Origin of the sequence: Listeria ivanovii subsp. londoniensis (assembly GCF_000763495.1) — a bacterium.
Taxonomy (GTDB): Bacteria; Bacillota; Bacilli; order Lactobacillales; family Listeriaceae; genus Listeria; species Listeria londoniensis.
Genome location: NZ_CP009576.1, coordinates 2,024,019 through 2,045,913, shown reverse-complemented (window position 1 = coordinate 2,045,913; position 21,895 = coordinate 2,024,019). Strand labels below are relative to the sequence as shown.

Annotated in this window: 19 protein-coding genes, 2 rRNA genes, 1 pseudogene and 1 other annotated feature; of the genes and pseudogenes, 15 read left to right on the top strand and 7 right to left on the bottom strand. The window is 38.1% G+C overall.

All coding sequences use genetic code 11. From position 1 onward, the window contains the following. Nucleotides 1-8: 8 nt before the first annotated feature. A complete protein-coding gene (locus JL53_RS10005; RefSeq protein WP_003720105.1) occupies nt 9-398 on the top strand; it encodes a hypothetical protein in 390 nt (129 codons plus the stop codon). A gap of 29 nt (nt 399-427) precedes the next feature. On the opposite strand, the gene JL53_RS10000 is transcribed toward JL53_RS10005, so the two are convergent. Next, on the bottom strand, nt 428-1,126 hold the full coding sequence (locus JL53_RS10000) for an MBL fold metallo-hydrolase (protein WP_003720104.1): 699 nt from the start codon (nt 1,124-1,126) through the stop codon (nt 428-430). Between the two features lie 267 nt (nt 1,127-1,393). Here JL53_RS10000 and rplS point away from each other — a divergent pair, with 267 nt between their 5' ends. Then, nucleotides 1,394-1,738, top strand: a complete 345-nt coding sequence (rplS, locus tag JL53_RS09995) for a 50S ribosomal protein L19 (protein ID WP_003728425.1) — start codon at nt 1,394-1,396, stop codon at nt 1,736-1,738. A gap of 650 nt (nt 1,739-2,388) precedes the next feature. Here rplS and JL53_RS15190 read toward each other — a convergent pair. Beyond that, a complete protein-coding gene (locus JL53_RS15190; protein WP_003720102.1) occupies nt 2,389-2,595 on the bottom strand; it encodes a transposase in 207 nt (68 codons plus the stop codon). A gap of 200 nt (nt 2,596-2,795) precedes the next feature. Between JL53_RS15190 and JL53_RS15185 the strand changes: the two genes are divergently transcribed. The 7 genes and pseudogenes from JL53_RS15185 (at nt 2,796) to rplT (ending at nt 10,463) form a co-directional block, all read left to right on the top strand. Then, complete coding sequence (locus JL53_RS15185) at nt 2,796-5,228, top strand: GW domain-containing glycosaminoglycan-binding protein (protein ID WP_052010598.1); 2,433 nt, start codon at nt 2,796-2,798, stop codon at nt 5,226-5,228. Between the two features lie 259 nt (nt 5,229-5,487). Continuing rightward, nucleotides 5,488-6,828, top strand: coding sequence for a leucine-rich repeat domain-containing protein (locus JL53_RS09980; protein ID WP_052010596.1), 1,341 nt, complete (start codon nt 5,488-5,490; stop codon nt 6,826-6,828). A 114-nt stretch (nt 6,829-6,942) separates the two neighbouring features. Further along, nucleotides 6,943-7,824: pseudogene (locus tag JL53_RS09975) on the top strand (internalin N-terminal domain-containing protein); the annotation flags it as partial. Next, nucleotides 7,810-8,256 (top strand): leucine-rich repeat protein, encoded by a 447-nt coding sequence (locus JL53_RS15870; RefSeq protein ID WP_232002143.1) that lies wholly within the window; start codon nt 7,810-7,812, stop codon nt 8,254-8,256. The pseudogene JL53_RS09975 and the gene JL53_RS15870, both read left to right, overlap by 15 nt. An 850-nt stretch (nt 8,257-9,106) precedes the next feature. Then, nucleotides 9,107-9,245, top strand: a sequence feature (ribosomal protein L20 leader region). A gap of 82 nt (nt 9,246-9,327) precedes the next feature. Then, nucleotides 9,328-9,843, top strand: a complete 516-nt coding sequence (infC, locus tag JL53_RS09970; protein ID WP_010958948.1) for a translation initiation factor IF-3 — start codon at nt 9,328-9,330, stop codon at nt 9,841-9,843. Nucleotides 9,844-9,864: 21 nt separating this feature from the next. Beyond that, nucleotides 9,865-10,065, top strand: coding sequence for a 50S ribosomal protein L35 (rpmI, locus tag JL53_RS09965; RefSeq protein ID WP_003720098.1), 201 nt, complete (start codon nt 9,865-9,867; stop codon nt 10,063-10,065). Nucleotides 10,066-10,103: 38 nt separating this feature from the next. Next, nucleotides 10,104-10,463, top strand: coding sequence for a 50S ribosomal protein L20 (gene rplT, locus JL53_RS09960; protein WP_003720097.1), 360 nt, complete (start codon nt 10,104-10,106; stop codon nt 10,461-10,463). A 50-nt stretch (nt 10,464-10,513) separates the two neighbouring features. On the opposite strand, the gene JL53_RS09955 is transcribed toward rplT, so the two are convergent. Then, complete coding sequence (locus JL53_RS09955) at nt 10,514-10,825, bottom strand: carboxymuconolactone decarboxylase family protein (RefSeq protein ID WP_038407528.1); 312 nt, start codon at nt 10,823-10,825, stop codon at nt 10,514-10,516. A gap of 18 nt (nt 10,826-10,843) precedes the next feature. Continuing rightward, entirely contained in the window at nt 10,844-11,236 is a 393-nt protein-coding gene (locus JL53_RS09950; protein ID WP_038407527.1) for a tautomerase family protein, read from the bottom strand. Nucleotides 11,237-11,342: 106 nt separating this feature from the next. Between JL53_RS09950 and JL53_RS09945 the strand changes: the two genes are divergently transcribed. Further along, the gene (locus JL53_RS09945) at nt 11,343-12,221 is read left to right on the top strand and encodes a LysR family transcriptional regulator (protein ID WP_038407526.1); all 879 of its coding nucleotides are present in this window, start codon (nt 11,343-11,345) and stop codon (nt 12,219-12,221) included. A gap of 41 nt (nt 12,222-12,262) precedes the next feature. Here the strand turns inward: JL53_RS09945 and JL53_RS09940 are convergent, their stop codons facing one another. Beyond that, the gene (locus JL53_RS09940; protein ID WP_003720093.1) at nt 12,263-13,018 is read right to left on the bottom strand and encodes an exodeoxyribonuclease III; all 756 of its coding nucleotides are present in this window, start codon (nt 13,016-13,018) and stop codon (nt 12,263-12,265) included. 87 nt (nt 13,019-13,105) lie between these two features. Between JL53_RS09940 and JL53_RS09935 the strand changes: the two genes are divergently transcribed. Both JL53_RS09935 and pepT read left to right on the top strand, forming a co-directional pair. Next, complete coding sequence (locus JL53_RS09935) at nt 13,106-13,645, top strand: DUF1697 domain-containing protein (RefSeq protein WP_003720092.1); 540 nt, start codon at nt 13,106-13,108, stop codon at nt 13,643-13,645. A gap of 58 nt (nt 13,646-13,703) precedes the next feature. Further along, nucleotides 13,704-14,936 (top strand): peptidase T, encoded by a 1,233-nt coding sequence (pepT, locus tag JL53_RS09930; protein WP_003720091.1) that lies wholly within the window; start codon nt 13,704-13,706, stop codon nt 14,934-14,936. An 18-nt stretch (nt 14,937-14,954) separates the two neighbouring features. On the opposite strand, the gene JL53_RS09925 is transcribed toward pepT, so the two are convergent. Beyond that, entirely contained in the window at nt 14,955-15,317 is a 363-nt protein-coding gene (locus JL53_RS09925) for a hypothetical protein (RefSeq protein WP_038407525.1), read from the bottom strand. A gap of 48 nt (nt 15,318-15,365) precedes the next feature. Further along, nucleotides 15,366-16,139 carry an ABC transporter ATP-binding protein gene (locus JL53_RS09920; protein ID WP_003720088.1) on the bottom strand — a complete coding sequence of 258 codons (774 nt, stop codon included), beginning with the start codon at nt 16,137-16,139 and terminating at the stop codon, nt 15,366-15,368. A gap of 64 nt (nt 16,140-16,203) precedes the next feature. Here JL53_RS09920 and JL53_RS09915 point away from each other — a divergent pair, with 64 nt between their 5' ends. From JL53_RS09915 to JL53_RS09905, 3 genes are all read left to right on the top strand, one after another. Continuing rightward, nucleotides 16,204-16,809: an HD domain-containing protein gene (locus tag JL53_RS09915; RefSeq protein ID WP_038407524.1), complete on the top strand. Its 606-nt coding sequence runs from the start codon at nt 16,204-16,206 to the stop codon at nt 16,807-16,809. Between the two features lie 339 nt (nt 16,810-17,148). After that, a 16S ribosomal RNA gene (locus tag JL53_RS09910) occupies nt 17,149-18,698 on the top strand. 247 nt (nt 18,699-18,945) lie between these two features. Continuing rightward, a 23S ribosomal RNA gene (locus tag JL53_RS09905) occupies nt 18,946-21,878 on the top strand. The 16S and 23S rRNA genes sit together here, the layout of an rRNA operon. The last annotated feature ends 17 nt before the right edge of the window (nt 21,879-21,895 follow it).

Sequence of the window (21,895 nt, the reverse complement as noted above, 5' to 3'; positions counted from 1 at the left end):
GTTGTAAAATGGCAATCTTTGGAACTCCAGATGAAAAAGAAAGCAGAAAATCCGAACGTCAAAAAGAACGAGAAGCCTATGTGCAAGAAGAAAATGATCAAAAACGAATCGGTCAAAAATGGCAAGACGTACAAGTTTCCACAGGACCAATAAATGTTAATCATGATATTTTAACGGTTGTTTTTGCCAAAAGCGTCCGGCCGAGAATCAAAAGTGACCCAGAAGCATACTTAGAGACAGTAGGCTTTGAAAACTTACTACAAGAGCTGCAAAAGAAAGCATTAGATGCAGGTGGAAACGGTTTAATTCACTGTTCTTTCACAGAACATTTTGTCGATGATCTTGTTTACCAACTAGCCTATGGAACAGCTGTAAATATTAAAATTACTCGATTCTAAAAAAACTAGAAAACCACTTCAGTGGTTTTCTAGTTTTTTTGTGCTCTTTTTATGACGGATTTTAAATCAAAATCAAGCGCTGATTTAATTGGCCCATGCCCACAAGCTATTTCCGTTATCTCAATCAATTGTAAATCTTTGGCCGAGCTAATGCTTGTAGCTAAATCCCAAGATCCCATTGCTGGAAAGGGGAAAAGTAGTCTTTTCTCACCACAAATAGCTGCACCACCACGCGTCTGAAACAAATCACCCGCAAACAAATGGCCATTGCGTTCGTCGAAGAAAGATACTGAGCCAGGTGTGTGACCAGGCGTATCAATAACCAGGAGTGAACCAACCATATCTCCGGCCTTTAATGCCTGATCAATTTTCACGGGAAGTTCTTTTGGATAACTACCTTTTAGCGGCATCTGTGCTTCAAATGCATAAATTTCTTTTTTTTCAACAAGTAAATTCTCCCTACTACCTAACATCACGAGCGCATCTGGAAAAGCATTTTTTAAGGTGAGTAAGCCGCCAATATGATCTCCATGTGCATGTGTTAAAAGAATTCGGTTGAGTGGTAAATGAAGTCTCTCTATTAATGAAATAATCCCTTTTGCATGTGCTAAAATTCCGGTATCAATTAACGTTAAACTATTTTTTTCTAAAACTAAATAACAATTTACAGGAAATAGCGCAGGGAAGGTGGTAATTTGCCAATATTGATGTTTCGCAGTTATTTTCATAAAGATGCCTTCTTTCTAATTACTTTTTTACTAAGCAAAAGTAGTTATACATACGATACCCGTTTTTTCAGAGAAAAGTTCATTTTTCATAAGAATGTAATCTATTATTAAAATAAGCCTTTCTAAAAAGCTAAAAAAGTAAGAAAAAAACTTTACAGCGAATCTAGTTTGTGGTAACCTAAATAAGGTGACTGGAGAGACCAGTCTGATAACGATATTCCGCTTCATTAATATATGAATGAATGTTTGTTGGAAGGAGAGAAAAACATGAACAAACTGATTGATGAAATCACAAAAAGTCAACTAAACCCAGATGTTCCAAATTTCCGTCCGGGTGATACTGTACGCGTACATGCGAAAGTAGTCGAAGGTACTCGCGAACGTATCCAATTATTCGAAGGCGTAGTAATCAAACGTCGCGGAGCTGGAATCAGCGAAACTTTCACTGTTCGTAAAATTTCTAACAGTGTTGGTGTGGAACGTACTTTCCCAGTACATACTCCACGTATCGCAAAATTAGAAGTTATCCGTCGTGGTAAAGTTCGTCGTGCGAAACTTTACTACCTACGTAACCTACGTGGTAAAGCGGCTCGTATTAAAGAAATTCGTTAATCATTTAACGGCTGAAACCCTTGAGAAATCAAGGGTTTTTTGTTGTTTTAAAATGGATTGTTTGAAGTCGGTAAACTGAAAAGAGGCAAAACTTTTTATAAGTGTTCGATATCTACCTTCACTTATCTTTTTTATTTGGGTGTATGTTATAAAATTATTAAACTCACTATTTTATAAAAATTCATTTCGTTTTCTTTGTTTCTAATGTAGTAAATTTCTAAGTTATTAACAGGATTGATATGGATATATTCTTTTTTGTATACTCCTATGTAGGTACATAGAAACGCTTATCTATTGTAGTTTGACCTTAAAATAGAGAAATTTGGCAAAAAACTTAAACTGTATAAAATTACACTCGGTATGAAACAGGGGGCAAATTATTTAGATTTTAATTAAATGTGTTCATTATAATAATAAATTATTCTGCCGCTAACTCAATGATTTGTTTGTCGTGGTAAAATCTTGAGAATAGAAAGCTTCCGTTTTCAAGTGAGAGAAAAAGATTCAATAAGAATATTGTCATAGTACACGTCTTTGGCGGACATACTTTGAACAATGTTCTTTTCCTTTACATAATCCTGAAATATAGGAGAAGTGTAAATAGCTCCTTGGCATGAATGTAGAATAACAGCATTTACTTCTGTTATCTCTTATGCTTTATTAATTGTTTCAAAAGCTAAACCCGAGTTTGTCGATGTGCTAATCGCAATAGAAAGATTTTTATTATGATAGCCATCGACAATGACTGAAAAATAAAGCTTCTTTTCATCAAAAAGTAATTCGGAAACATCTGTGAACCATTTTAAATTGGGTTTAGTTGCTTGAAATTGTTGCTGAGTTAAATCTACTAGTTTCAAACAACAAGAGTGCTTTTTAAATAAATGATTGGAAAAAATATGGTTTTAGAAAAATATTAACTTTTGTTATATAAATAGCTGCATTTGTTAGATAAAATACAAATTTAGAACATGTTAAAGAGGTGTAGAAATGACAAAAAATATTCGCATGAAATTTCTTTTTGATGTTTCTAAATTATTTTATATAAGAGGAGTGTATAATGTTGAGAAAAAATTTCCACTTGAAATTGGTACTAATAGCTATATTAGCAATCGTTGCTACCTACATGAATATAGGTTCTGAAACAAAGGTATATGCAGCAAGTATTTCCAATCCGATGCCCATTAATCAAATTTTTCCAGACCGAAGTTTAGCAGAAATCATGAAATGGTCATTGAAAAAAGGTAGCGAAACAGATTTAGTTTCTCAACAGGATTTAGATCAAGTAGAGAATATTTATGCTAATAGAAGGAATATACAATCTATTAAAGGAGTGCAATACTTACAAAACTTAAAATCTTTATATCTGAATAATAACCAACCAAAAGATATAAGTGAAATAGCTAGCTTAACTAAACTAGAAACACTATATTTGGAGAATAATCAATTAACTGATATTAGTGCCATAGCCAGCTTGTCCAACTTAAGTAAGCTGAGTTTGAGTAATAATCAAATCAAAGATATCCGTGGTCTTTCCAATTTAAATAAACTGGAAACAGTATACTTAAATAGTAATCAATTAACCGATATAAGTGGTCTAGCGAGTCTGTCTAATGTAACTACGCTAGATTTGAACAACAATGAAATCAAAGATATTCGTGCATTATCCACTTTAGTGAAACTAAAAAAATTATATCTGAATAATAATCAACTAACTAATATAAATCATTTAGCAGGTTTACTTAAACTTAAGGTCTTATCTTTTAATGAAAATCAAGTAGTTGACGTAAGTTCACTAGCAAAGCTAACTAATTTAACAGGATTATATTTTAACCGAAACCAAGTGGCTAATATAAGTTCACTGGCAAATTTAATCAATTTAACTAGTTTAGAATTTAGTCAAAATCATATAACAGATATCAGCATATTGGAGAAATTGTCTAATTTAGAATTTTTAGATTTTGATAAGAATAAAGTGAGCGACATAAGTAAATTAGTGGAGTTGTCTCATTTAACCTACTTGTTTTTTTATGACAATCAGGTGACAAATATTGATACTTTAGCGAAATTACCTAATTTAGTTGGAGTGGGGTTTAATGGTAATAAAGTAAATAATATAAAGGAATTAGCCAATGTAACCAATTTAAAATATCTGCATGCAGAAGGTAACTGCATACAGGATATCAAAGCATTAAAGAGTTTAACGCAACTAGAAGTGTTAAGGCTAGCACGTAACCATATTGTTGATATAAGCCCACTAAAAGGGCTGAAAAACCTTCAGGAATTAGATTTATCTAACCAAACATTTATAAATCAGCCTATCAACTTTCAAGGGAATGTAACTATTCCTAATATAGTCAAAGGTATGACAGGAACATGGGTTGCGCCCAATTCTAGCAGTGACAAAGTAACCTATAATCCACCTAAACTCACTTGGAATTTACCTACGTATAAGAAAGAAGTATGTTATACCTTTAATCAAACTGTGACAATAGGCAACGCTACTTTCAAATTTAGCGGTCAAGTAACCCAACCATTTAATAAACTGGACATAGTGAAATCGAATAAAACCATCACAGCGTACGGGCGTGTGAAACCTGGAATGAAAAGCACGGTTTGGACGCAGCCTTCTAATACAAAAGATGCTAAACAAGTAGGAATGGTGTCGGCCTATGCCGGCAAGAACTTACGCATCTTACGAGAAGCACAAACAAGTAGTGGCAGTTATTATCAATTTAGTGTAGGTGGAAAACCGATTGGCTGGGTAGAAACGAAAGCGCTGGGGATTTTCTATCAAACCAGCATGGAGAAGAAAGCGACAGGAGCTCGCTATATTGTCCGTGGAAAAGAAGGCCAACATGCTTATACACTTCCTGTCGCAGAAGCCGCGGTTAACAAGGGGCCCCTTACGAAATGGAAAGGGAAAAGACTAATCGTCCAACGCGAAGTCACCGTTGGAAAAGAAAAGTGGCTACTACTCCAAGGTGTTGGTTGGGTAAAAGCTACTAACGTGACCACCGTGCTTTACAACAAACCAATGACAGCCTATGCCAAAGTAAAATTAGCGAAAGGGAAAAAGGTGTGGTCCAATCCTTATAATACTAGCGGCTATAAAGTGGTAGGCGCTTTATCACGGTTCACTGGTAAAGATTTACGCATTTTACGAGAAGCACAAACAGGTAATGGTTTATACTACCAAGTGAGAGTTGGCAACAAAACGATTGGCTGGGTAGAGGCTAAAAATGTGGCAGTTTTCTACAATCCAAGGATGGAGAAAAAAGAGAAAGGCACGCGTTTTGTGAATGCAAGAAAGAAAAAGCAAGCTTATTACCGTATGCCCGTGGCAGATGCAGCCATTTGTTGTGGAAAGCTCCAAAAATTTGGACGCAAGAGAGTAACGATTGATCGAAAAGCAACCATTAAAGGCCAACAATGGTACCGAATCAAAGGCGCTGGTTGGACTAGAGCAGTGAACCTAAGTACAAGAAGATAATAAAAATCGCTGACCTTCAAAAGCTAGACCAAAAGTCTGTCTTAAGGAGGTCAGTTTTTTTAGGATGAATGAGAATACAGGTTACTTTAGCATCATCAACATAAGTATTAATAAAAATATTAACTTTTGTTATATAAATAAAAGCTTATTTTAGTTAGAATACAAAGCGATAGCGCGTTGAAAAGAGTTGAAAGTGAAAACTTCTTCATATGAAAATTCTTTTTAATATCTCTAAATTTATATAAGAGGAGTGTAAGCATTGAATAAAAAAGAATGTTTGAAAAATGTAATAGTAGCCATATTATTAGCGGCGATTTTCTTATGTGTTAACACGAGTTTAGGAGCAAAGGTGCAAGCAGTGAATATTAAGCACCCGATGCCCATTAATCAAATTTTTCCGGATTCTAATTTGGCAGAAGAAATGCAAATAATTTTAAGAAAGAAAAGTGTAACAGATGTTGTAACGCAACAGGAATTGGATAGTTTACGCCAAGTCAGTGCTGACAATAAAGGAATCCAATCGGTGGAAGGGATACAATACTTGACTAATTTACAAGTGTTGTATTTGTCAGGCAACCAAATAACGGATATTAGTCCTTTAGCAAGTTTAAAAAAATTGGCTGTATTGGATTTGGGGAAAAATAAATTACATGATATAAGTGATATTAAGAAAATTGCAAATTCAAATCCACTAAGTGACTTACTTTTGGGTGATAATGAAATAACAGATATTAGTCCATTAGCAAATTTAACTAACTTAGAAAATCTATCTTTAAAAGGAAATAAGTTAAGTAATATCCAGATACTCCCCAGTTTGACAAGCTTAGAAGAATTGGATTTGAGAGAGAACCAATTACGAGATATACGCGGGTTGGAAAAATTAAAGAATATGGAGAGACTACTTGTATCAGAGCAGCGATGTGTCAATGAACCGGTAGATTATCAGCCTAATTTACTTGTTCCAAATACTTTTAAAGACATGGAAGGAAAACTGGTTGTACCAAGCTATATTAGTAATGATGGGACATACACTGATGGAAAACTTATATGGCATTTACCTGAATACACGGAAAAAGTAAGTTGTAGCTTTAATAAGGTAGTAACAGTTGGAAAAACAACGGCAACGTTTCACGGAGTAATAACGCAGCCATTACAACGAAAAGCAGCAGAACTTGAAATTTCAAAGCCAATTGATCAAATTTTTCCAGATGTTAATTTAGCAGAAATAGTGAAAAGAAGTTTAAGGAAGAAACATATAACAGAGATGGTTTCTCAAGTTGAGTTGAATAAAATATATGAAATCCACGCGGATAATAAAGATATTCATTCCATTGAGGGACTGCAATATTTACCAAACTTAAAAAGAGCCTTTTTATCGGATAATCATCTGAGCAACATTCGTTCTTTAAAAAATTCAATTCATTTAAAAGAACTGTATTTAGACAATAATGATTTAACGGATGAGAATGTTAGTGAGCTTATTAATTTATCGAAATTAGAGACTCTCTCTATTAAGGATAATAAGATAAGTGGATTAACGGCAAGAAATTTAATGAATCATTTAATGAAATTAGAAGAATTTAATTGGAGTAAAAAATAGTAGCCTATTTTTAGTTACAATACATACTTGAAATAGCTTAAAGATGATATGGTGAGTCGACAATATGCTATCCATTTGGAGTATTTTCAATTTATATAAGAGGAGTGTAAACGGTTGAATAAAAAAGATTGGTTGAACAATGTATTAATAGTAATGTTACTAACAGCGATGGTTGTGTGTGTTAACACAAGCTTAGGCACAAAGGTACAGGCTGTGAAGATTACCAAACCGCTGCCTATTAATCAACTCTTTCCGGATCCAGGTCTAGCTGAAGAAGTAAAAAAAGTTTTGAAGAAGGCGAGTGTAACAGATATTGTTTCGCAAAAAGAACTAAACGAAGTACGAGAATTTAATGGGAATGATTGCAATATTAAATGTTTAGAAGGATTACAATTTTTTATTTATTTAAAAGAGCTATACTTGTGTCGTAATCAGATAAGTGATCTTAGCCCATTAGAAGGTTTAACTAATTTAGTTCATCTTTGTGTAGATGAAAATAAACTAGAAAATTTAAACGGTATTCCAAGCACCAAATTAGCCCGCTTATTTCTAGATGGAAATGAACTGAGAGATGTTAGTTCGCTTTCTCATTTGACGGAACTAGAGACATTGTCTATTAGTAAAAATAAGTTAAGAAACATTGACGCTCTTGCTCATTTAACTAAATTAAAAGTGTTAGATTTGAGAAGAAATGAACTAAGAGATTTAAGTGCATTAGCAAGTTTGAAGAAACTAACTTGGCTAGATTTGGCTTGTCAAAAATGTATAAACAAACCACTAGCATATGAACAACACTTAATGATTGCTAATACTATCAAAGGTCCAGACGGAACATTAGTATCTCCAAATTTTATTAGTGATAATGGAAATTATATGAATGCGAGTGTAATTTGGAATTTGCCTCATTATACGAGGGAAGTAAACTATACGTTTGGGAAAATCGTAAAAGTTGGTAAAACACAAGCCTTATTTAACGGTATAGTGCTGCAGCCGTTATACAAAGAGACCTCTGTTCTTGAAAAACCAACGCCTATTAACCAAGTTTTTCCAGATGCTAACTTAGCAAAAGTAATGAAAAAATATTTAAAAAAGAAACATGTAACAGATGTAGTATCACAAATAGAACTAGATAAGTTAGAAGAAGTACAAGCTAATGATAAAGATATTCAATCCATTGAAGGGTTACAATATTTACCTAACTTGATAATTCTCCATTTGGCTGACAATCAAATAAGCGATATTCGTCCTTTAGAACATGCCACTCATTTAATAGAACTATGTTTGGATAGTAATGAGTTAACAGATATTAGCCCACTTGCAAAATTAAAAGAATTAGAGATGCTATCCATCACAAATAATAAGGTAAGAGATATAACTTTAATTCTTCAATTAAAAAATTTACGAGCGTTTTATTGGGACGAAAAATAAGATTCTCATATTTATTATATTAAATGTCTCTTTTTTAGATGAAATACCAAGTCGGAGTTGTTTAAAGATATTTTAGAGGGTTAACTAGTACCACGTTGCAGTTGCTATCTTTCTGAAAGTTCTTTTGATGTTCCCAATAATGGTAGAAGTTCTTGCTAAATAAAGGTTTTTTGTTTTGAATTTGTATAAATGGATTATCTGTATATGCTATGTATATTTTAACAAAAAGAGGCTGATAAATAACTTGAATTAAGCATTAAAAACATGAAAAAAATAAGCAGCAATCATTGTATAGGTTTATTTTTAAAATGGATTATACAAGATTTCTGCTTATTTTTTTTATTTTAGATACACTTTTGCTTCTGTTTCTTAATAATTATAGTTACTAGGATGATCTTAAATCGTAGGATAAATAATTATTCACTTAAATTTTAGCGTGCATAATCAGCTTCTTCAGCAGTAGATTTTTCACCCTGCTTTTGTTAATGCAGATTTATACTCTATTGGAACACTTTCTTCTATTTTCCTTTTTGTTTTATTTCTATATAATCGCTAATGCATTTATACCAATAATATTTATTTTCCTTTATTATTAATGAATACCCCAATGATTTTATCAATTATTATAAGCTCAGAGATGCTGACAAAGTTACTGTTTGCTTGAAGTATAGAAAAATTTACAAAAATAAAGTAGCACAACATATTTGTTGTGTAACAATTATTGGCGTATTCATCTACGCCTAAAGTCTATAATTTATGTCAATAGTCTATTACAATTAAGCCATTAATAAAATTTGCAATCTTGGTTGACACTGGCGTTTTCATATGATATAGTAGGTAAGGTTATTAAACAAGAAAGAAGAAGCAACCCGCTTCTCGCCTCGTTAACATGGACGTTTTCAGGCAAAAAATTCAAACTTTCGTCGCGTTATTTGCGCGACTTTGAATGTGCGGGATTGCTGAAAAGCAGCCCGTTTTTTTATGGCCTCTGAACGAACGAGTTAGCAGGCCGCAGATTTGAACAGCTATTTTCTATCTTGTTGTAACAAAATTAAGTGGAGGTGGCTCACCATTAGCAAAGACATGTTGGTAAACGATGGGATTCGTGCACGTGAAGTAAGATTGATCGACCAAGACGGTGAACAATTAGGCGTGAAGAGTAAAATCGATGCGCTTCAAATTGCTGAAAAGGCTAATCTTGATCTAGTGCTTGTTGCTCCAACAGCGAAACCGCCAGTAGCTCGTATTATGGACTACGGTAAATTCCGTTTTGAACAACAGAAGAAAGATAAAGAAGCCCGTAAGAACCAAAAAGTCATCGTAATGAAGGAAGTTCGTCTAAGTCCAACGATTGACGAACACGATTTTGATACGAAGCTACGTAATGCACGTAAATTCCTTGAAAAAGGCGATAAAGTAAAATGCTCTATCCGTTTTAAAGGCCGTGCGATTACACACAAAGAAATCGGTCAGAAGGTGCTTGACCGTTTTGCAAAAGCGTGCGAAGACCTTTGTACAATTGAGCAAAGACCAAAAATGGACGGACGTTCGATGTTCTTAGTCCTAGCACCACTTCATGAAAAGTAAAGTTTTGAGGAGGAAATATTCATGCCAAAAATGAAAACCCACCGCGGTTCCGCTAAACGTTTCAAAAGAACAGGATCTGGAAAACTAAAACGCAGACACGGCTTCACTAGCCATATGTTCGCTAACAAATCCCAAAAACAAAAACGTAAACTGCGTAAATCAGCAATGGTATCAGCTGGCGATTTCAAACGTATTCGTCAAATGGTCGCTAAAATGAAGTAAGAGCAACATATTTTTGTAAATTCTAGGAGGTAGACAATATGCCACGCGTAAAAGGCGGAACAGTAACACGCAAACGTCGTAAAAAAATAGTTAAATTAGCCAAAGGGTATTACGGCTCTAAACATTTATTATTCAAAGTAGCTAACCAAGCAGTAATGAAATCTTATCAATATGCTTACAGAGATCGTCGTCAAAAGAAACGTGACTTCCGTAGATTATGGATTGCACGTATCAATGCGGCTGCTCGTATGCAAGATCTTTCATACAGCAAATTAATGCACGGCTTAAAATTAGCTGGAATTGACATTAACCGTAAAATGCTTGCAGACTTAGCAGTAAATGATATCGCATCATTTAACACACTTGCTGATTCAGCAAAAAAAGCATTAGCTAAATAATTTTAAAAATCCTCACTCTTTTGAGTGGGGATTTTTTTATCGGATCAATCCTATTTAATAAGTTGGTTTATTAATAACATCGCTTGTGGCCAACCAATATAAAAGGCTAAATGGGTACAGAGCGCAGAGAGTTCTTTTTGAGAAACACCATTTTTTGCAGCTGTTTCTAAGTGGAAAGGTATTTGTTCCGTATTACCAAGTGTGGCTAAAAGAGTCAACGTTACAATGCTTCTAGTCTTTGAATCCAACTGTTCATCCAACCAAACTTTTTGAAACAAGATATCATTTGTATAACTTGCTAAGTCTGGTGCGAAAACTTTAAATTCAGGACTTAAGTTCTCAATAATCGGTTTATTTGTCATTTTCCATACCTTCTTTCTTCAAAATGCTATCATTTGCGTCTTACCATCTCCAAAAGACCAATTTTCAAGAGACACTTCATTTAGTAATATAAAAATATTTTGCTTGGACAATGAAGTTGTTTGCTCCATCTGCGCTACAATAGTTTGATATAGCGAACGCTTCTGTTCTATTGAGCGCCCTGGTCCGCAAAAAATTTCGAGATAAAGAAACTCGTTATTTCTTTTTCCAGTAGGTAACAAATAATGTGCATCAACAAAATTAGCTGTAGCATCCGTTGAAACCCAAAGTTGAAAGCTATCATTTTCTGGTATTTGAAAACATTCTATAAGTGCGTTGTGGATAGCTCGGTTTATGTTTTCCACCGTTTCCTCTGTAAAATTGCTCTCATGAAAAATCTTAACTATTGGCATAAAAATCCCTCCTTGCTTAGTGGTTTTATTGTACAACGAAACTTCTCATAACGATAATTCATAATTTGGTGTATAATTATTCTAAAAAGTAATGAAGGTGATACCGATGAATATAAATGAACTAATTACATTCAAAGCAGTGGTTGAGAAAAAGGGTTTTTCGACAGCCGCAGAATTTCTAGGTTACTCTCAATCAAATGTTACTAAGCATATTAAAAAGATAGAAGAAACAGTCGGATTTCCTTTATTTTATAGGGGGTGGAAATCCACTTTAACAAAAGAAGGGGAATTATTTTATAAAGAGATAGATAATTTGATTGATCACTGGAAAAGCATCCAATCCATATCAGAAGAAATCGCATCCGAGCAAGTAGGGGAGATACGAATTGGAATAATTGAATCGCTAGCCAAACACTTACTACCTCAAATAATCAGCTGGTTAAAAACGCACCGGCCGAAAATGAATGCATTTTTTGAAATGGGGAATACACAAAGGCTTACTGCGTTAATTCAACAAAATGAACTAGATGTTGCATTTGTCGGTGAAAATACTAACCTATCATCAGAATTAGAATTTAAGAAAATAGCTGAAGATGAAATTGTCTTTATTACGTTAAAGAATCATGAACTTTTAAATAAAAGACCACTATTGTTGGAAGATATTTTAAACTTCCCTTTACTTTATGGTGACAAAACTTGCTTAAGCCATCAACGATTTATAGCAGCACTGCAAAAAGATAAGCTATTTAGTAAGCTGAAAACGCATTATATTTGTTCTAATCAATTATTAATTCCGGATATTTTAACAGATAAGCAAATTGGAATAGTGCCTCGTTCACTTATTAATAACAAGGCGACGAATATCATAACACTTCCTATTACAAAAAAAGAGTTTCAACTGGTTTACGGAATGATTACCAAGAAAAAAGAATATAACTACTTAAAAGATACCATTGATGCGATAACGGAATTAGTTCTCCGTTAAAAAAATCCAAGTTCGCTATCCGAGAACTTGGATTTTTCCTGCTATACATTAAGTTCGAGCTCAACCGGACAATGATCCGACCCAAGCACATCTGGATGGATTTTTGCATCAACTAAATTATCTTTGAGACGCTCTGAAACAACAAAATAATCAATCCGCCAGCCGGTATTCCGAGCCCTAGCATTCATCCGGTATGACCACCAAGAATAAGCATCTTCTAAATCAGGATAAAAATATCGGAAACTATCCACAAATCCTGCTTCTAAAAATGCCGTGAATTTCGCGCGTTCCTCATCAGAAAAACCAGCATTTTTACGATTCGTCTTCGGATTTTTTAAATCAATTTCTTCATGAGCGACATTCAAGTCACCACAAAGTATTACTGGTTTTGTTTCATCCAGTTTCTTCACATAAGCTAAAATCGCATCTTCAAAGGTCATCCGATAATCAAGCCGCTTTAATTCTGCTTGTGAATTAGGCGTATAAACAGTCACCATGAAAAAATTTTCGAATTCTAGCGTAATTACCCGGCCTTCTGTATCATGTTCTTCTATCCCAAGACCATATTGTACCGAAAGTGGTTCTTTTTTCGTGAAAATTGCTGTTCCAGAATAACCTTTTTTCACCGCATAATTCCAGTAATCTTTGTATCCAGGCAAGTCTAAATCAATTTGTCCCGCTTGTAATTTCGTTTCTTGCAAACAAAAAATATCTGCATCCACGCTATCAAAATACTCCAAAAACCCTTTTTTTACCACCGCTCGAAGCCCGTTCACATTCCAAGAAATTAACTTCATCTGTATCACAACCTCCATTCAACTAATAGCCTTATTATAACGTAATTTGCATGCTATAATGAACTTAAAAGATTGGGGGGAGACTAAATGAAAAATTATGTCGCTTTACTAAAAGCGGTAAATGTCGCTGGTAAAAATAAAATCAATATGAATGAACTAAAAACAGTGATACAAAAAGCTGGATTCACTAATGTAAAAACCTATATCCAAAGCGGCAACATCATTTTAAGCTCTAAATTACAAACCGAAGAACTTGTTGCAAAAAAACTAATCGAAATTATCCAAAACACATTCGAACTAACGATTGATGTTTTGGTATATGAAGAAGTCAATTACAACGAGATTATCCAAAATAACCCTTTTCCACCAGAATCAATTGGCGAAGAAGAACACTGGATAGCCATTTTTTACAAAGAAAATATACATATCCCACATCAAAAAAACCACCAAGCAGAAGTAGTGGCAATTGGCCGCGTTCTATATGTTCACGTTTTTTCGAATCAATTTCATACGCTAAGGTTACCCGTTTTCCTAGGGGAATATAAAAAAACATTATCCACTAGCCGAAACTGGCGAACCACGCTCAAATTACAAACATTTCTACAAGCAATCGACAGCCCGGAATAGAATTTTTGGAAAATCAAGTTTATAATGAAAAAGAATTGAATCTGAGGGAGTGACGAAGATGAAAGAAGAATTATTAAACCGATTCACCAAATATGTCAAAGTAGATACACAATCAAACGAAGATAGTACTGTTTGCCCAACAACACCAGGCCAAATGGAATTGGCTAACATGCTTGTATCTGAACTAAAAGAAATCGGAATGGAAGCTGTTACTGTCGACGAATTCGGCTATGTTATGGCAACACTCCCTTCTAACACAACAAAAGAAGTACCCGTTATCGGTTTTTTAGCGCATTTAGATACCGCGACAGACTTAACTGGTAAGAGTGTTCAGCCACAAGTACATGGAAATTATGACGGGACGGACATTGTTTTGAATAAAGAATTAAATGTCATTCTTTCCCCGAAACAATTTCCAGAACTAGCAGAGTACAAAGGCCAAACACTAATCACAACGGATGGGACAACACTACTTGGGGCAGATGATAAAGCAGGTATCACTGAAATTATGGTAGCCATGAATTATCTAATAAAGCACCCAGAAATCAAACATGGAAAAATCCGTGTTGCGTTTACACCTGATGAAGAAATCGGACGAGGCCCAGAACGTTTTGATGTGGAAGCTTTCGGTGCAAAATATGCTTATACAATGGACGGTGGCCCACTCGGAGAATTAGAATATGAAAGTTTTAATGCAGCCGGAGCTAAAATCACCTTCAAAGGAAATAGTGTTCACCCTGGAACTGCCAAAAATAAAATGGTCAATGCTGTCAAAATGGCGATGGAGTTCCATTCACGCATTCCAGCTCAAGAAGCACCAGAATTTACAGATGGCTATGAAGGATTTTATCATTTAATTTCCCTAAACGGTGATGTAGAAGAAGCAAAAGCTTATTATATCATTCGCGACTTTGATCATCTCAAATTTGTCGAACGTAAGACACATATCGCAACCATCGCCAAAGAATTAGAAGAAAAATATGGCGAAGGAACGGTTGAGCTAACATTGAAAGATCAATACTACAATATGAAAGAAAAAATCGAACCAGTAAAAGAAATTGTCGACATAGTTAGTGCCGCGATGCGAAACTTAGATATCGAGCCAAAAATCAGTCCAATTCGTGGGGGAACAGATGGCGCACAACTTTCTTATAAAGGATTACCAACACCAAATATTTTTGGTGGAGGAGAAAACTTCCACGGTAAATTTGAGTATGTTGCGCTTGAAAGTATGGTGAAAGCAACAGAAGTAATTATCGAAGTAGCTCGTTTATTTGAAGAAAAAGCCTAAAGAAAAGTGAGTCAGGAATTAATCCTGGCTCACTTTTTGGATACGCTCATTTACGCTATTGGCAAAGATTTTTGCCTCACCATTTGCTACAAGAAGGGTATAACATTCTTTATTTTTAAATTTTAAAATTAATTTTTTTGTCATCGAAACAATGCTTCTTTTTTGTTCCAAGATTTGAATATCCTCATAGGCGAATTTCTTCAGTAAATATATCTCCTCATTTTCTAAGTAAAAAATAAAAGCATCTTCATTAGAAATCCAAAGTCCATCCAATTCCATTAATTCGCCTTCGATACGATAACTAAAGGAGCCGTATATTAAACTTGTATCCATCCCTAGTAACTCGCGAGCACCGGCTTTTGCAATTATTGTTTCATACAATATACTTCGCTCCTCTAAATAAAGATTTTCTTGTCATCACTATACCATTTACTTCGGATAGACGGCAATGGAGTCATCTTTTATCCGAATAAGTTCTATAGGCTTTTGATAAAATGTTTGAAGAACAGGTGTGGTCAAAAGCTTTTCCGTTTTCCCGCGATGTGTTATTTCCCCATCACGTAGTAAAATGATATTATCAAAACAAGATAAGATTTCTTCGGTATGATGTGTTACGAAAAGCATTGTTGGACAATCAGGTCGTTCTGCCATCTTTTTAATGCGCTCTAGTAGTTGGTCTTTGGCGAATAAATCGAGACCATTACAAGGTTCATCGAGAATAAGCAATCGAGGGTGAGCCATTAGTGCACGGGCGATTAAGACGATTTGACGTTCGCCTTGTGATAAAATTCTATAAGCTTTTCCGATAAGAGATGCACCGCCACAATCAGTAAGAATTTGCTTGGCATCAGCAATTTCAGCCTTTGTCATTTTTGCATACAAACCGATACTTGCAAATTTGCCACTAAGCACAATTTGCTCACTAAGTTCGTAGTCTTTTAGCTGTTGGGCTAAGGCATTACTAACCCAGCCGATAGACTTACGTAATTCTGGTAAGGAAGTTTGACCGAAAACATGCCCCATTACTTGTAAGTTGCCGCTACTTGGCCAAAGATAACCATTTAATAATTGTAATAATGTTGTTTTTCCCGAGCCATTCAATCCAAGTATTGCCCAATTTTCTTTTTCATTTACCACCCAATTAATATCCGATAAGATGGTTTTATTATCGCGTTTTAAAGTAACGTGCTCAAATTTAAACATCGAATACCCCATTTCTATTTTCTACTATTGTACATGAAAGAGAATTAAAAAAGGAGCTAAAATAATGAATAAAGACAAAATTATTACTGAAGCTGAAAAATGGATGCAAACTCATTTTGAAAATGAAACAACAGGTCATGACTGGGCACATATTAACCGAGTGCATAAACTTAGCAAAAGAATCCAAGTGACAGAAGGCGGAGACTTATTTGCAATGGAATTAGCGGCACTTTTCCACGACTATTCCGACGCCAAGTTAACTAGGAACCCAGCACAAGCTAGTAATGGATTAGTAATATGGATGAAACAACAAGAAATACCACCTAATTTAATCACCCAAATTATTCGAATTATTGAGTCGGTATCTTTTAAACAAGGTAATAATCCTATTCAAGCCCAAACAATAGAAGAAAAAATAGTTCAAGATGCAGATCGACTAGATGCTATTGGAGCAGTCGGTATAGCTAGAACCTTTACATATGGAGGGGCGCATAATCGAGAAATAGCTAATCCACTTAATCCTGAAAACACGACAATACAACACTTTTATGATAAGTTATTACTAATCGAAAGCCAATTAAATACCCAAACTGCGAAAGAGATGGCCCAAAAAAAGCAAAAAATTATGCAGGATTTTATACATGCATTAGAACAAGAATTGAAAATATAACGCAAAACACTTGTATTTAGTTAAAAGGTATTATATAATAATAAAGCTGAATTGATACAAGATAATTTATTGAAAATTATTTTAAAAATTAGTTGTTGACGTGATTAAATCTTTATGGTAAGATTTAAAAGTTGCGTTAACAAAGCAACTGACCTTTGAAAACTGAACAAAGAAGAAGACGAAAAGCAATGAGACGTAAAGTCTCACTGGTAATCGCAGGGCAGAAAACAGAAAGCTGTTTTCAACAAAACAAACTAGTAATTTAATTGCTAGCGAAGTCAATTTGACGCAAGGAATCTTATTCACGGTGTTGAATAAGTATTCAAATTCAATTTATATTTTAAAGAGAGTTTGATCCTGGCTCAGGACGAACGCTGGCGGCGTGCCTAATACATGCAAGTCGAACGAACGGAGGAAGAGCTTGCTCTTCCAAAGTTAGTGGCGGACGGGTGAGTAACACGTGGGCAACCTGCCTGTAAGTTGGGGATAACTCCGGGAAACCGGGGCTAATACCGAATGATAAGTAGTGACGCATGTCATCACTTTGAAAGATGGTTTCGGCTATCGCTTACAGATGGGCCCGCGGTGCATTAGCTAGTTGGTAGGGTAAAGGCCTACCAAGGCAACGATGCATAGCCGACCTGAGAGGGTGATCGGCCACACTGGGACTGAGACACGGCCCAGACTCCTACGGGAGGCAGCAGTAGGGAATCTTCCGCAATGGACGAAAGTCTGACGGAGCAACGCCGCGTGTATGAAGAAGGTTTTCGGATCGTAAAGTACTGTTGTTAGAGAAGAACAAGGATAAGAGTAACTGCTTGTCCCTTGACGGTATCTAACCAGAAAGCCACGGCTAACTACGTGCCAGCAGCCGCGGTAATACGTAGGTGGCAAGCGTTGTCCGGATTTATTGGGCGTAAAGCGCGCGCAGGCGGTCTTTTAAGTCTGATGTGAAAGCCCCCGGCTTAACCGGGGAGGGTCATTGGAAACTGGAAGACTGGAGTGCAGAAGAGGAGAGTGGAATTCCACGTGTAGCGGTGAAATGCGTAGATATGTGGAGGAACACCAGTGGCGAAGGCGACTCTCTGGTCTGTAACTGACGCTGAGGCGCGAAAGCGTGGGGAGCAAACAGGATTAGATACCCTGGTAGTCCACGCCGTAAACGATGAGTGCTAAGTGTTAGGGGGTTTCCGCCCCTTAGTGCTGCAGCTAACGCATTAAGCACTCCGCCTGGGGAGTACGACCGCAAGGTTGAAACTCAAAGGAATTGACGGGGGCCCGCACAAGCGGTGGAGCATGTGGTTTAATTCGAAGCAACGCGAAGAACCTTACCAGGTCTTGACATCCTTTGACCACTCTGGAGACAGAGCTTTCCCTTCGGGGACAAAGTGACAGGTGGTGCATGGTTGTCGTCAGCTCGTGTCGTGAGATGTTGGGTTAAGTCCCGCAACGAGCGCAACCCTTGATTTTAGTTGCCAGCATTTAGTTGGGCACTCTAAAGTGACTGCCGGTGCAAGCCGGAGGAAGGTGGGGATGACGTCAAATCATCATGCCCCTTATGACCTGGGCTACACACGTGCTACAATGGATGGTACAAAGGGTAGCGAAGCCGCGAGGTGGAGCCAATCCCATAAAACCATTCTCAGTTCGGATTGTAGGCTGCAACTCGCCTACATGAAGCCGGAATCGCTAGTAATCGCGGATCAGCATGCCGCGGTGAATACGTTCCCGGGCCTTGTACACACCGCCCGTCACACCACGAGAGTTTGTAACACCCGAAGTCGGTAGGGTAACCTTTTAGGAGCCAGCCGCCGAAGGTGGGACAGATAATTGGGGTGAAGTCGTAACAAGGTAGCCGTATCGGAAGGTGCGGCTGGATCACCTCCTTTCTAAGGAAAAGGAAACCTGTGAGTTTTCGTTCTTCTATATTTGTTCAGTTTTGAGAGGTTAATTCTTCTCTATACTGTTTGTTCTTTGAAAACTAGATAAGAAAGTTAGTAAAGTTAGCATAAATAGGTAACTATTTATGACACAAGTAACCGAGAATCATCTGAAAGTGAATCTTTCATCTGATTGGATGTATCATCGCTGATACGGAAAATCAGAAAAACAACCTTTACTTCAATGAAGTAAATTGGTTAAGTTAGAAAGGGCGCACGGTGGATGCCTTGGCACTAGGAGCCGAAGAAGGACGGGACTAACACCGATATGCTTTGGGGAGCTGTACGTAAGCGTTGATCCAGAGATTTCCGAATGGGGGAACCCACTATCTTTAGTCGGATAGTATCCTTACGTGAATACATAGCGTGAGGAAGGCAGACCCAGGGAACTGAAACATCTAAGTACCTGGAGGAAGAGAAAGAAAAATCGATTTCCTGAGTAGCGGCGAGCGAAACGGAAAGAGCCCAAACCAAGAAGCTTGCTTCTTGGGGTTGTAGGACACTCTATACGGAGTTACAAAAGAAAGTTATAAATGAAGCGGTCTGGAAAGGCCCGCCAAAGACGGTAACAGCCCGGTAGTTGAAATAGCTTTCCCTCCAGAGTGGATCCTGAGTACGGCGGAACACGTGAAATTCCGTCGGAATCCGGGAGGACCATCTCCCAAGGCTAAATACTCCCTAGTGACCGATAGTGAACCAGTACCGTGAGGGAAAGGTGAAAAGCACCCCGGAAGGGGAGTGAAACAGTTCCTGAAACCGTGTGCCTACAAGTAGTTAGAGCCCGTTAATGGGTGATAGCGTGCCTTTTGTAGAATGAACCGGCGAGTTACGATTTGTTGCAAGGTTAAGCGGAAAAAGCGGAGCCGTAGCGAAAGCGAGTCTGAATAGGGCGAATAAGTAACAGGTCGTAGACCCGAAACCAGGTGATCTACCCATGTCCAGGATGAAGGTAAGGTAATACTTACTGGAGGTCCGAACCCACGCACGTTGAAAAGTGCGGGGATGAGGTGTGGGTAGCGGAGAAATTCCAATCGAACTTGGAGATAGCTGGTTCTCTCCGAAATAGCTTTAGGGCTAGCCTCGAGGTAAAGAGTCATGGAGGTAGAGCACTGTTTGGACTAGGGGCCCTTCTCGGGTTACCGAATTCAGATAAACTCCGAATGCCATGTACTTATACTCGGGAGTCAGACTGCGAGTGATAAGATCCGTAGTCGAAAGGGAAACAGCCCAGACCACCAGTTAAGGTCCCCAAATATATGTTAAGTGGAAAAGGATGTGGGGTTGCTTAGACAACCAGGATGTTGGCTTAGAAGCAGCCACCATTGAAAGAGTGCGTAATAGCTCACTGGTCGAGTGACCCCGCGCCGAAAATGTACCGGGGCTAAACATATTACCGAAACTGTGGATGAACCTCTTTGAGAGGTTCGTGGTAGGAGAGCGTTCTAAGGGCGGTGAAGTCAGACCGGAAGGACTGGTGGAGCGCTTAGAAGTGAGAATGCCGGTATGAGTAGCGAAAGAAGGGTGAGAATCCCTTCCACCGAATATCTAAGGTTTCCTGAGGAAGGCTCGTCCGCTCAGGGTTAGTCGGGACCTAAGCCGAGGCCGATAGGCGTAGGCGATGGACAACAGGTAGAGATTCCTGTACCAGTGCTAATTGTTTAACCGATGGGGTGACACAGAAGGATAGGGAATCGCACGAATGGAAATGTGCGTCCAAGCAGTGAGTGTGAGAAGTAGGCAAATCCGCTTCTTGCGAAGCATGAGCTGTGATGGGGAAGGAAATAAAGTACGGAAGTTCCTGATTTCACGCTGTCAAGAAAAGCCTCTAGGAAGAGTAGTACTGCCCGTACCGCAAACCGACACAGGTAGATGAGGAGAGAATCCTAAGGTGAGCGAGAGAACTCTCGTTAAGGAACTCGGCAAAATGACCCCGTAACTTCGGGAGAAGGGGTGCTCTATTAGGGTGCAAGCCCGAGAGAGCCGCAGTGAATAGGCCCAGGCGACTGTTTAGCAAAAACACAGGTCTCTGCAAAACCGTAAGGTGACGTATAGGGGCTGACGCCTGCCCGGTGCTGGAAGGTTAAGAGGAGTGCTTAGCTTCGGCGAAGGTACGAATTGAAGCCCCAGTAAACGGCGGCCGTAACTATAACGGTCCTAAGGTAGCGAAATTCCTTGTCGGGTAAGTTCCGACCCGCACGAAAGGCGCAACGATCTGGGCACTGTCTCAACGAGAGACTCGGTGAAATTATAGTACCTGTGAAGATGCAGGTTACCCGCGACAGGACGGAAAGACCCCGTGGAGCTTTACTGCAACCTGATATGGAATGTTTGTACCGCTTGTACAGGATAGGTAGGAGCCGAAGAGACGTGTGCGCTAGCATACGAGGAGGCAATGGTGGGATACTACCCTGGCTGTATGACCATTCTAACCCGCCACGCTTAGCGCGTGGGGAGACAGTGTCAGGTGGGCAGTTTGACTGGGGCGGTCGCCTCCTAAAGAGTAACGGAGGCGCCCAAAGGTTCCCTCAGAATGGATGGAAATCATTCGCAGAGTGTAAAGGCACAAGGGAGCTTGACTGCGAGACTGACAAGTCGAGCAGGGACGAAAGTCGGGCTTAGTGATCCGGTGGTTCCGCATGGAAGGGCCATCGCTCAACGGATAAAAGCTACCCCGGGGATAACAGGCTTATCTCCCCCAAGAGTCCACATCGACGGGGAGGTTTGGCACCTCGATGTCGGCTCGTCGCATCCTGGGGCTGTAGTCGGTCCCAAGGGTTGGGCTGTTCGCCCATTAAAGCGGCACGCGAGCTGGGTTCAGAACGTCGTGAGACAGTTCGGTCCCTATCCGTCGCGGGCGCAGGAAATTTGAGAGGAGCTGTCCTTAGTACGAGAGGACCGGGATGGACACACCGCTGGTGTACCAGTTGTTCCGCCAGGAGCATCGCTGGGTAGCTATGTGTGGCAGGGATAAACGCTGAAAGCATCTAAGCGTGAAGCCCCCCTCAAGATGAGATTTCCCATTTCTTCGGAAAGTAAGATCCCTGAAAGATGATCAGGTAGATAGGTTTGGAGTGGAAGTGTAGCGATACATGGAGCGGACAAATACTAATCGATCGAGGACTTAACCAAAAAAATGAAACGAAGTT

What these genes read in the sequence shown, in the direction of transcription:
- JL53_RS10005 (WP_003720105.1), top strand. Translation starts at nt 9, where the DNA reads ATGGCAATCTTTGGAACTCCAGATGAAAAAGAAAGCAGAAAATCCGAA.
- JL53_RS10000 (WP_003720104.1), bottom strand. Translation starts at nt 1,126, where the DNA reads ATGAAAATAACTGCGAAACATCAATATTGGCAAATTACCACCTTCCCT.
- rplS (WP_003728425.1), top strand. Translation starts at nt 1,394, where the DNA reads ATGAACAAACTGATTGATGAAATCACAAAAAGTCAACTAAACCCAGAT.
- JL53_RS15185 (WP_052010598.1), top strand. Translation starts at nt 2,796, where the DNA reads ATGTTGAGAAAAAATTTCCACTTGAAATTGGTACTAATAGCTATATTA.
- rpmI (WP_003720098.1), top strand. Translation starts at nt 9,865, where the DNA reads ATGCCAAAAATGAAAACCCACCGCGGTTCCGCTAAACGTTTCAAAAGA.
- rplT (WP_003720097.1), top strand. Translation starts at nt 10,104, where the DNA reads ATGCCACGCGTAAAAGGCGGAACAGTAACACGCAAACGTCGTAAAAAA.
- JL53_RS09955 (WP_038407528.1), bottom strand. Translation starts at nt 10,825, where the DNA reads ATGACAAATAAACCGATTATTGAGAACTTAAGTCCTGAATTTAAAGTT.
- JL53_RS09950 (WP_038407527.1), bottom strand. Translation starts at nt 11,236, where the DNA reads ATGCCAATAGTTAAGATTTTTCATGAGAGCAATTTTACAGAGGAAACG.
- JL53_RS09945 (WP_038407526.1), top strand. Translation starts at nt 11,343, where the DNA reads ATGAATATAAATGAACTAATTACATTCAAAGCAGTGGTTGAGAAAAAG.
- JL53_RS09940 (WP_003720093.1), bottom strand. Translation starts at nt 13,018, where the DNA reads ATGAAGTTAATTTCTTGGAATGTGAACGGGCTTCGAGCGGTGGTAAAA.
- JL53_RS09935 (WP_003720092.1), top strand. Translation starts at nt 13,106, where the DNA reads ATGAAAAATTATGTCGCTTTACTAAAAGCGGTAAATGTCGCTGGTAAA.
- pepT (WP_003720091.1), top strand. Translation starts at nt 13,704, where the DNA reads ATGAAAGAAGAATTATTAAACCGATTCACCAAATATGTCAAAGTAGAT.
- JL53_RS09920 (WP_003720088.1), bottom strand. Translation starts at nt 16,139, where the DNA reads ATGTTTAAATTTGAGCACGTTACTTTAAAACGCGATAATAAAACCATC.
- JL53_RS09915 (WP_038407524.1), top strand. Translation starts at nt 16,204, where the DNA reads ATGAATAAAGACAAAATTATTACTGAAGCTGAAAAATGGATGCAAACT.